Raw genomic sequence first — 11,636 nt, 5'->3', positions numbered from 1 at the left:
TAAAATGGATGGAATAGATATAATTGAAATGGGCATGAATGATAAAAAACTTCTGCATTAAATATAAAAAATATTGCCTCTGACAGAGAAATTATGTTAATTGCCGGAAGTGTTGATCCTGGCTATCCCAATGCACCATTTATGAGCCTTGTAGATATCATATTAGGTAACGGTATAGGAAAAGGAAGGAGAAAGTTGATGCCATATCTTAATAAAAAATCATCAATCACATTCAAAGATGGCCTATAGAAATATTCTTCTGACAGACAAAAAATAATCTCGGGTTAAATACGTATCAGATACGCTATACAAAATCGATATATAGGTTATTATGCCTTATATCATTTATACAGTATGAAGAGATAAATATTACAAATTTGGCGATAGAATAATAATAGCTCGCAAAGATGCAAATAAGCAGCGTATTCAATGGACTTATGATCTAAAAATACACACCTATTGATGAGATTTTTGAGCAATTAAAACTGGCATAAGCAAAGTGTATCTATCCAAGGTTATATCTACTTCAAATTTTCTGATCTATAGCAAATTTAAAAAAGATTAAGAGAATATTAGAATTTCTTCAATAAATCATCAATTTAATAAATTTTAGATATTGTAATTGTTTTATATATAATGTAAAATATTATTATAAGTTGTCTGACATCAGATATTATGCAGTTTATGTATAATTAATTACAACTTAACATTAAATTAACATTCACACTATATAATATTAATTGTCTTAATCAAAATAATGCATTTCAAAGGGGGAGGTTATTTAAATTATTTTCTGCTATATCCCATATAATAAACAAATAGGAGGGTTTTTATGTTTAAAAACAAAGGCAGGTTTATAAGTGTTTTTGTTGCTCTTTTCATGGTTTTCAGCATGTTTATATCAAGCATACCTCAGACTGCATTTGCAGCGACATCTAAGACTTTTGATTTCGTTGAGGTAACGGACTTTCATGGAAATTTACAAGCATCCGGCAAACTGAGTGATGGAACAGCAATAACACAGGAGAGGGGCTCTGTTCTTGCAAAACAGATAAAAGACATTAAAGCAGCAAACCCAGACACAGTCGTGCTATCTGGCGGAGATATGTTTCAAGGTACACCACTTTCTAATGTTTTAAAAGGTCAACCTGTCATTAACATGATGAAAAGCATAGGATTTGATGCGATGACCCTAGGAAATCATGAGTATGACTGGGGTATTGATTCTATCATTGATACTAATAATGCAACACTTAAAAATTCTTCAATACCAGTTTTAGCTGCAAATGTATATGACAAGACGACAGGTAAACCAGTTAATTACACTAAACCATATGTTTTGCTTGAAAGAGATGGAGTTAAAATAGGCATAATAGGCATTGTAGACAATAAAGAATTTCCAGATATAATAATGCCTGCGTTTATAAAAGATGTAGATTTTAAAGATCCTGTTCCTATCGTAAACGACCTTGCACAGCAATTAAGAAAAAATGGTGCACAGATCGTAGTAGTACTAGCACATATGGGTGCGATTACAGATAAAAATACTGGTGCAACAACAGGAAATCTCATTGATTTTGCAAAACAGGTTAAAGGTGTTGACGCAATATTTGGAGGACATACACATACTATTGTTGCAACAAAAGTCAATGGAATTCCTGTAGGGGTTGCAAATAATGCCGGATTTGGGTACATTGATTTAAAGATTACGTTGAATGCCGATGGAACAGTTACCACAGGTGATATGAAATATAACGATGATTACAACCTTTATAATACAAAAACACCTGTAGTTGATCCAGATGTACAAGCTATCATTGATAAAGCGGTTAATGATGCTGGTCCTTTATTTAAGCAAGTTATAGGCACAGCAGATATAGATTTAACAAGAGCACAGAGTGCTGAGCCTTATGGTGATTCAATACTTGGCAATTGGGTATCAGAAGTAACAAAAGACGCAGTTAAAGCAGACATAGGATTTGCCAATAATGGAGGACTTAGAATTGATGTTCCAAAAGGTGATATAACAGTCGGAACAATGTACACACTTATGCCGTTTGATAATACAATTGTTACCATGAGCATGACAGGCGCACAGATTAAAACAGTACTTGAACAAGGAGTACAAGATGGTGGAAAGGGCATACAGGTAGCAGGACTTAAATTTAAATATGATCCATCTAAACCATCAATGCAAAGAGTATTTGATATGAAAAAATCTGATGGTACTCCTATTGATATGAATGCAAAATACCTCGTTGCAACAAATAACTTCATGGGAGCAGGCGGAGACGGATTTAAAGAATTTGTAGATCCGGATGTTCAAAAGACTTATATAGATACACAAAAATTAGTTAGAGATGCTTTGATTGACGCAGTAAAAGCTCAAAAGAACGTAACATCAAAGATTGATAATAGAATAGCACCGGCTACGATGCCTGTATCAAACGGTACAACAGTGACCGTTCTTGCAACATCAGACTTACACGGAAACTTGGTACCTTGGGATTACAGCAGTGCAAAATCAGCAAATCAAGGTCTTGCAAAAGTAGCTACATATGTAAATCAGGTAAGGTCTCAAAATCCGAATGTAGTATTAGCTGATAATGGCGACACAATACAGGGAACACCCCTCTCATACTACTACGATAAAATAGATACAACCACAGAATATCCAATGGCAAAAGCAATGGGTGCTATGAAATATGATACATGGACACTTGGAAACCACGAGTACAACTACGGTTTTGATGTATTAAATCGAGTTATAAAAAATATGCAGAAAGAAAATATACATGTATTATCAGCAAATACTTATAAAGATGATGGAACAAACTTTGTAGAGCCGTATTACATTAAGACAATTACAACACCACAAGGTGATGTTAAAGTAGGCATACTTGGTCTTACAACAAAGACAATACCGTCATGGGAAGACAAGGCACATTATGCAGGGCTGAACTTCAATGACCTTGTAGAAGAAGCAAACAAATGGGTACCGAAGGTAAGAGCCGCGGGTGCAGATATAGTAGTTGTTGCAATGCATTCAGGCGAAGAATCTGCATCAGATACAATACCAGAAAACCAGGTAAAGGCAGTAGCGACTGGCGTGAATGGTATTGACGCAATCATAGCAGGACATACACATGCGGTTATACAGCAGGATACCTACAAAAACCCAGCTGGACAAAATGTTATAGTAACCGAGCCAGGCAAATGGGGTCAATATGTATCGCAAATAGACTTCAATATCTCGAAAGATTCAAACGGTAAATGGGTAATAGACAATAAGACAAGTAAAGCCGTAAAAATGGATGATTCAATACAAGCAGATCCAACAATAATGCAGCTTGCAGAATCTTATCAAGATGCAACATTAAAATATGTAGGGACAAAGATAGGAGTGGCATCTGGCGATTTTCTTGGAACAGATCAATTAACAAAAGAGACAGCTTTGATGGACCTTATAAACAAAGTTCAGAAATACTATGCAAAGACTGACCTTTCAATTGCAGCACCACTTAGCAGTTCAGCGCAGATACTAAAAGGCGATGTAACAATACAGGATATGATGAGAGTCTATGTATATGAAAACTACTTATATGGAATAAAGATGACAGGTAAGCAATTGAAGGATTGGATGGAATGGTCAGTAAGGTATTATCAGCAGGTAAAATCACCACAAGATCCAATAACAAAGGACAAGACATTGAATATACCAGATTATAATCTCGACCAGTTATATGGTGCATCATATACAATAGATTTAACACAGCCAGCAGGAAGCAGAATAAAAAATCTATCTGTTAATGGCAAACCTGTCAAAGACAGTGACGTATTTACCGTTGCTATTAATAACTACAGGTTTAATGGTGGCGGTGGATTCATGAAAGCAGCAGGAATAACAAATCCAGAAGTAGTCTTTGATTCAGCAAAAGTATATGGTGATGATGGACAGGTTAGAAATTTAATGATAAAGTACATTCAAGAAAAAGGCACAATAGACCCAACAGTTGACAACTACTGGACAATATCTAAAACATCTGAATCTGGAGAAAACCCAGTACCAGCTCCAACACCAAATCCTGTACCGACACCAAGTACAGCACCTTCAAATTACGGCGTTGTTACTGCATCAGTTCTAAATGTAAGGTCTGGCGCAGGAACACAATATAGCGTAGTAGGTTTATTATACGCAGGAAAAGTAGTAAATCTTATAGGCAAAGTAAATGACTGGTATCAAATTGATTATAACGGAAAGACAGGATATATATACAGTAAATATGTAGCTGCAACGCCGAACCCGTCGAATGTAGTTGTTCTTAAGAAAGTAAGAGTAACTGCTAAGAGCGGATTAAATGTTAGAGTAAATAATTCAACAGCTGCAAGAAGAATTGGCGCTGTACCATATGGAACGGAATTAAAGGTAGTAGGTGAATACAATGGCTGGTATCAAGTAGAATACAATAATGGATATGGCTATGTATATGCCGGCTATACAAAATAAATAAAATTATAAACCGCGGGAAACCGCGTTTTTTTTTATGCTTTATGATTAAATTTAAGATTTATCACTGGTGACAATATTATATAAGTGATAAAATATATAAAGTATAAAGATATTTAGTGAGGCTGATATTTTTGAAGATAGGTGACATAGAAATCAAAAACAATGTATTTTTAGCACCTATGGCAGGTGTTACAGATAAACCGTACAGGCGCATATGCAGTGATATGGGATGTGGCTTTCAATACACTGAAATGGTTAGTGCTAAAGGTCTTTACTATGGAAGCGAAAATACGGAATTTCTTACAGACATAGATGATGAGGAAAATGTGGCACTGCAGATATTTGGCTCTGATCCTTATATAATGGGTGAAATTGCAAAGAGATTAAACACATCAAAAGCAAAGACAATAGATATAAACATGGGATGCCCAACTCCGAAAATAGTAAAAAATGGTGATGGCTCAGCTTTAATGATGCATCCTGATGTGGCAGAAAGCGTGATTAAAGCAGTAGTGAAAAACTCTATTAAGCCTATCACTATAAAAATAAGAAAAGGATGGGACGATGATCACATAAATGCTGTGGAGATTGCTAAAATGGCTGAAAGCTGTGGCGTAAAAGCGGTTGCTATACACGGCAGGACGAGAGAACAGTTTTACTCAGGTCGCGCCGACTGGGATATTATAAAGAAAGTGAAAGATAATCTAAAAATACCTGTAATAGGCAATGGAGATATATTTACACCGGAAGACGCAAAAAGAATGATAGACGAGACGGGCTGCGATGCAGTAATGGTTGGCAGAGGGGCAGAAGGGAATCCGTGGATTTTTAAAAGAATTGTTCACTATCTAAATACAGGTGAAATTCTGCCAGAGCCTACCGTAAGCGAAAAAATTGATATGATTTTAAAGCACCTTGACATGATGATAGATTACAAAGGAGAACATGTTGGAATATTGGAGATGAGAAAGCATATAGCATGGTATCTAAAAGGTATCCGCGGCGCATCTAAGATAAAGCAAATGGTATTTACGATGTCTAACTATAAAGAGGTTAAAGACCTGTTACTTAGTGTTAAAAGTTTTACATAGAATCAAGTCATATAATTTGGAGGAAGATATCTTGTCATTAGAATATATACTATCATTATGCGTAATAGGATTTATTGCTGCATTTATTGATTCTATAGCAGGTGGGGGAGGCATAATAAGCCTTCCAGGGCTTATGGTTTTAGGCGTGCCTCCTGCATATGCTCTTGGGACCAATAAATTCGCATCAACGTGTGCGTCTTTTACAAGTTCTATGACTTTCATAAAATACAAAGTATATGATATCAATTTATTGAAATACCTTGTTTTCGGGACATTAATAGGAGCAATTTTAGGTGTTAAGGCGGTTTTGTTATTAGATAGTTCAAAATTGAGAATCATCATAATAATATTAATGATATTTGTTGCAATATATACATTGCTATCGAAAAATGTCGGAAATGTAAATAATTTTAAAGGTGTTTATAAAAAGACGATAGTAATTGGACTTATTATATCTATAGTTTTGGGTTTCTATGATGGCTTTTTTGGACCTGGCACAGGCTCTTTTTATATTTTTTTGTTTATAATATTATTGGGGTATGACTTCAGAATAAGCGCTGGGAATGGAAAGATACTTAATTTTGTAAGCAATGTTACATCATTAGTCCTATTTGCTATGAACAGTAAGATAATTTATTCTGCAGCAATTCCTATGGCAATTGCTATGATAATTGGTGCCAGATTTGGTACGAAAGTGGCAATAAAAAGTGGTGCTAAGTTAATACGACCTATACTTGTATGTGTTACTATAGCATATGCTATTAAAATGGTATTTGATATTATAAAATGAGACATGCACAAAACCCTTCAATACTATCATAATTTAAGAAGAAGGGGGATGTGTGTATGGGCGTACAAGCAAGCACTAAATATTCACCAAAAAACAAAGATATCTTAAAAATCAGTGAAATATCTAGTGTAAATGTTGAAGAATTTAAATTTAAAGAAGTGATGAAGAAAAAAAGTATTTTAAAGAAAAAAGACTTTTATAAAAGATTTCTTATGCTGAATGGTGCTATTATGATATCGAAACCTTTTGAGGCTGATGAGGTAAAAAAATTTTATGTAAGTTTATATGACTTAATTAGAAATATCAACTCTGAAGAAGTATTTGGAATAAAACTTCCTGTTAGAAGTAATGATACAATTAATTACAAAAACAGTATTTCATTTGACAAGTTTACGATAGGAGACATAATAGTAGCAACAAGCCAAGGATTTCACGTGCAAGGTGCAATAAGGCATGCTGCAATATTTGACAGCAGAAGATATCATGGAAGCATCGATGATAAGTGCCTTTTAACGGCAGAACCAGACCAAGGCGTGATTTATGAGACCATAAGATTTTACAGAGAGAATTTTAGCGAAGCATGGGGACTGACAGTTCCAAAGGCCACAATAGAAGAGAGAATCAAAGCCGTTGATGAAGTATCTAAGTTTGTTGGAAAACCTTACAGTTGGAGAGCTGATAAAAACGATGATGATAACTGGTATTGCTCAAAAGTCCCATGGGCCGCATACAAAAAGGCATCAGGAATAGATATAGACGGAAATGGAGGCTTTTGGGTGTTGCCAATTGACATCTTTACTTCAAAGGAAACAGAGGTATTTGAATATTCTAATTCATAAATATAATGCAAAATTAAATTAGATGAATAATATAAACTGGCTTGAAGATTTCAAACGCCAGTTTATTTTTTTATAGAAAGATGCTGAATTAATAATTTAAAATGTAGTTTAAAAAATTACATATAAAATATATAGTATACTTCATATTTTTTGTATAAAAATATAAAGTATGTGTTATAATATTATATTAGAGGTGATAAAAATGTCTATTACAAGCTCAGAAAATATATTAAGGATTTTGTACTCGTATAACCCATGGTGGAGAGAAGGATATTTCCCTCAGGATTTGTCAAAACCCGTAAAGAGAGTAGTCTATCATCAGGCATTTGAGTTACTAATGCATCCAGCTATCAGAAGATATGTTATACTTTCAGGTGCACGTCGTGTAGGTAAAACTACTATTTTATATCAAATGATAAAAACCCTTTTAAAAAATCAAGTGAACCAAAAAAAGATACTATATATATCTTTTGATCATCCTTTGTTTAAATTAAGTTCTTTTGACCAAATTATTAACCTTTATGAGACCACCATAAATGAAGAAAAAGAGGCTTATATATTTTTAGATGAAATTCAATATGCAAGTGATTGGGACAGATGGCTAAAAGTCTATTATGACACCAAACCAAACTGGAGAATCATTGCTACAGGCTCGGCTTCTCCTGCACTTATTGAAGGTACAAAAGAAAGTGGTGTTGGCCGCTGGACTGTAATTTCTGTACCTACTCTTTCTTTCTATGAATTTTGCGAAATACTTGGTGTTCCAGAAAGACCAAGCAATCTGCCAAATTTAAACTTAAATGAAATTTCAAATTTAAATGACTCTCAATTAAATGAGCTTATGTTTTTGCTTATGCCATTGCAAAAGTACTTTTATAAGTATTTAACAATAGGAGGATTTCCCGAATTTGTATTCTCGGAAGACCAATTTTTAGTGCAAAGAATGTTAAGAGAAGATGTGGTTGATAAAGTTATTAAAAGAGATATACCTTCCTTGTTTAATGTAAGAAATTTAGCAGTGTTAGATAAGGTTTTTTTGTACTTATGCTTTAATTCTGCAAATGTTATAAGTATTTCAACGCTAAGTAAAGAAATTGGAGATGTTTCAACAGTAACAGTAGAAAACTATATTCATCTTCTTGAAAATGCAAATTTGATTTATAAAAGTTTACCTATAGAATTAGGCGGGAAAAAAGTTCTAAAAGCAAAACCCAAAATTTACGTTTCCGATCCTGCCCTAAGAAATGCAGTTTTAATGATAGACAATATACTCTTAGACAGTAAAGAACTTGGAATAACGGTTGAAACAGCAGTTTTTAAACATATCTATAATTTTTACCTGCAAACAAATGCTAGAATAGGTTATTTTAGAAAAGCTAGTGACAATCAAAAAGAGATTGACGTAGTGGTTGAATTCCCACATAGTAAATCCTTAATCGAAGTGAAATTCAGAGAAGATACGACACTTTCCGAGAATGATGCCATTGTTGAGATGAGCCAAAAAGAAAAAAATATTGATTCAGCAATATTAGTAACAAAAAGACCAGAAGATTATGGGAAAGTTAAGGTTTCGACAAAGGTACCAATAATAAAAATTCCTGCTTATGTATTTTTGTATTTGTTTGGAAGACGCTAACTTATTTTTCTCAAAAGAATATGAGAACCATTTAAGAGGTAGCCCGTAGTACGTTTGTCTCTTGAGGTGTGGACAAAAGTGACAAATGCATAGTGGCTTGAACAAAGTGAAAGCCAGCGTCTAAAGGCGCTGGCTAAAAATAGAAGTTTATAGCTTCAGAGAAAATTACCCGTTTTACTGGTGGTTATGATTTTAAAAAATTTTTTATAAAAAACTGTAACAAATCTTTTAAAAAATTGTCTTATATTATGAGAGAATAATTTGAAAGTTTTGCGGGGGATTTATATGGGAAATATGAAAAAATATGATGAAATACTTAATTCATATAAAAGATGCGTAGAAGCAGGGCTTACAAGTTCGATTGCACATCCTGCAATAATTTTAAAAGGAAATAATTTGCAAATCAGATTAAAGAAAAATATGACATTGATTAAGATATTTAAAAATGTCATTGGCAATATTTTAAGAAGCTTACAGGGTAAGTACATATTTTTATTAACTGACGATGAAGGATATCTTTTGGATACGATGTGTTATAAGAAAATGCTATGTCACATCAATTTTGACTGTTCAATTGGCATATCTTTTAAAGAAGAAGCCATAGGTACAAATGCTATATCAATGGCGATGAAACTAAAAAGATTAGTATATTTAGAACATCAGTATCATTATTGTGACATTCTAAAAAAATGGCATTGCTGCTCCTATAATTATAGATGAAAAGATAATAGGATATTTAGATGTTTCAACGATAGAAAGAGACATGACAGAAGAAATGAATGTAGTTGTTGAATTACTTTCAGATAAAATTGCCAATGAATATAAAAACTGTTTGAAGAATTCTGAACTAGTAAACAAAAATATAGATTTTACAGACAAACAAATAAAAATATTGATAATGCTTGCAAAAGGCTATAAAGAATTGAACATATCAAGGGAACTTGGGATTAAACCAGTCACTGTAAAATATCATAAGAAGAAAATAATTGAGAAACTTTGTGTAAAAAGCATTCAAGAAGCAATAGTAAAGGCAACAAAATTAAATTTAATAGATATTGATTGAACTTAGGACTATATCTTTGTATAGTTTTTTGGTTTTTATGTAAAAACTATACAAAGATATAGTAGACATTGGAAAATTCTCAATGTAAAATGAAATTAAGAAATCAATTCGTTAAAGAATTGATAAAGAATGTTTAATAAATTAAAAGAGAGGAGAAAGAAAATGCATAGAATTGTTAAATTATTTACTACAATGATGGTTATTATGATCTTGGTTACAACTTCAGCTTTTGCGCAAAGTACTGTCTCTGAAAAAACTAATAATTCAATAATTACAGGTGAAGAAAACAGTGAAATAGAAAGCTCATTAAAACAACTTGAAAGTAAATATGATGTAACATTTATTAAGACAAGTGTAACTGGTTCAGAGACTTTAAAATTTAAAGACGTAAAAGAATTGGAGAACTTTTTAAAAAACTTTAAAAATTCCCAAAATAGGTTGGTAAGTATAAAACTTAAAACAGCAGGTTTAAATTCAACTTATAATAATGAAGGATTAGTTAGTACATATAGTACAACATATAGTGATAGTGATAGAATAACTTGGTGGGCACCATTTGCTGGAGGAAATGGATTAGCATGTTGGAAAAATGTTACCTTTAATTACAAATATACATTTGTAAATGGAAATCCACAATTCGTAAGTGTATCAAATATAAATTCATATGTTTCTGGATTAGTTGAAGCTACGTGGCATCAAACAAATTCTTCTTACTATATTGGAACAACTGATACTTATAATGATACAGCTTTTATTAAAGTAATAGGTTATTTTCTTTTTGGGATACAGGTTGGTAATTACCCAGTTGGAATGGTAGTAAGTGACACATGGAATTGCTCGCTTGATTTAGATTAAAAATTATTAAAATTACAAAAGATATAAAGCGGTTTTATCACCGATTTTTTAATATCATAAACATATAAAGTTTAATAGTGCAAAAGAGAAATTTTGAAATTTGCACACAAAAGGAGCTTTAACAATGATTTTACTTCCTCCTCCATTATTTTAGTGTGTCTATAAATTAAAAAATATCGCTCAGTTGTACAGTTTCATTACGACTTGTACCTGAGTAAAGCAAAAGGAAGGTGGGTTATAATGAAAAATTCTAAATTATTAGTTATTAGTATAACTATCACTTTATCAACAATATTTTTTGATAAATTTAAAGATTATTCAAACTTTAAACACGGATTAGGATTACCTTTCAAATTTTTAGAGTACTACGATTATAATATACCAAAAAATAATTTAGAATTACTTTCTTTGAATAACATAACTAAAATAAGCTTTAGAGTTGATATATTTTTATTTTCTGTTTTAATCATATTCTTAATTTTAAAATATTCTATTAAACTATATTATAAAATTGTTAAATAATTAATTATAAATTAAAAATATACCTTAATAAGATAAATTGAATCATATGTGAGTGTGAAAAAATCATTGGGAAAGGATGTGATTGCAATAAAAAGATCAATATCAATATCAATATTTGTAATTATTCTCATGAGCATAATAATCTTCATAGTTTTACTCAGTGTATTTCAAAATTATAAAAGCTTTTCCGGATTAAAAGGTGAAATCATGCTTATGGAAGGTAATGGTTCATCATTTCCCGTTTTAATATACGATATTAAAAATAACAAAAAAATATGAAATCAGGAATATATTTTACGATGTCAAGTATGATGCAAATAATGGAAATAA

General features: G+C 32.2%; 9 protein-coding genes and 1 pseudogene. All 10 read left to right on the top strand.

Going from position 1 to position 11,636, the window contains the following annotated elements:
• Positions 1 to 93: 93 nt before the first annotated feature.
• The 10 genes and pseudogenes from CPG45_RS16755 to CPG45_RS03975 all read left to right on the top strand — a co-directional run bounded on the left by CPG45_RS16755 (position 94) and on the right by CPG45_RS03975 (position 11,585).
• Entirely contained in the window at positions 94 to 249 is a 156-nt protein-coding gene (locus CPG45_RS16755) for a hypothetical protein (RefSeq protein ID WP_157732326.1), read from the top strand.
• A 583-nt stretch (positions 250 to 832) separates the two neighbouring features.
• On the top strand, positions 833 to 4,507 hold the full coding sequence (locus tag CPG45_RS04015; protein ID WP_096230736.1) for a 5'-nucleotidase C-terminal domain-containing protein: 3,675 nt from the start codon (positions 833 to 835) through the stop codon (positions 4,505 to 4,507).
• A 134-nt stretch (positions 4,508 to 4,641) separates the two neighbouring features.
• Positions 4,642 to 5,601: a tRNA dihydrouridine synthase DusB gene (gene dusB / locus CPG45_RS04010; protein ID WP_096230735.1), complete on the top strand. Its 960-nt coding sequence runs from the start codon at positions 4,642 to 4,644 to the stop codon at positions 5,599 to 5,601.
• Between the two features lie 31 nt (positions 5,602 to 5,632).
• Complete coding sequence (locus CPG45_RS04005) at positions 5,633 to 6,391, top strand: TSUP family transporter (RefSeq protein ID WP_096230734.1); 759 nt, start codon at positions 5,633 to 5,635, stop codon at positions 6,389 to 6,391.
• A 56-nt stretch (positions 6,392 to 6,447) separates the two neighbouring features.
• A complete protein-coding gene (locus tag CPG45_RS04000; protein ID WP_172856469.1) occupies positions 6,448 to 7,230 on the top strand; it encodes a YiiX/YebB-like N1pC/P60 family cysteine hydrolase in 783 nt (260 codons plus the stop codon).
• A gap of 202 nt (positions 7,231 to 7,432) precedes the next feature.
• Positions 7,433 to 8,866 (top strand): ATP-binding protein, encoded by a 1,434-nt coding sequence (locus CPG45_RS03995; RefSeq protein WP_096230733.1) that lies wholly within the window; start codon positions 7,433 to 7,435, stop codon positions 8,864 to 8,866.
• Between the two features lie 285 nt (positions 8,867 to 9,151).
• Positions 9,152 to 9,929, top strand: a pseudogene (locus CPG45_RS03990) (helix-turn-helix transcriptional regulator).
• Positions 9,930 to 10,091: 162 nt separating this feature from the next.
• Entirely contained in the window at positions 10,092 to 10,784 is a 693-nt protein-coding gene (locus tag CPG45_RS03985; RefSeq protein ID WP_096230732.1) for a hypothetical protein, read from the top strand.
• A gap of 240 nt (positions 10,785 to 11,024) precedes the next feature.
• Positions 11,025 to 11,306, top strand: coding sequence for a hypothetical protein (locus CPG45_RS03980; protein WP_096230731.1), 282 nt, complete (start codon positions 11,025 to 11,027; stop codon positions 11,304 to 11,306).
• A gap of 66 nt (positions 11,307 to 11,372) precedes the next feature.
• On the top strand, positions 11,373 to 11,585 hold the full coding sequence (locus CPG45_RS03975; protein ID WP_096230730.1) for a hypothetical protein: 213 nt from the start codon (positions 11,373 to 11,375) through the stop codon (positions 11,583 to 11,585).
• Positions 11,586 to 11,636: the final 51 nt, after the last annotated feature.

The organism is Thermoanaerobacterium sp. RBIITD, from assembly GCF_900205865.1.
Lineage (GTDB): Bacteria > Bacillota > Thermoanaerobacteria > Thermoanaerobacterales > Thermoanaerobacteraceae > Thermoanaerobacterium.
This window is presented reverse-complemented; position numbering and strand designations above follow the sequence as displayed.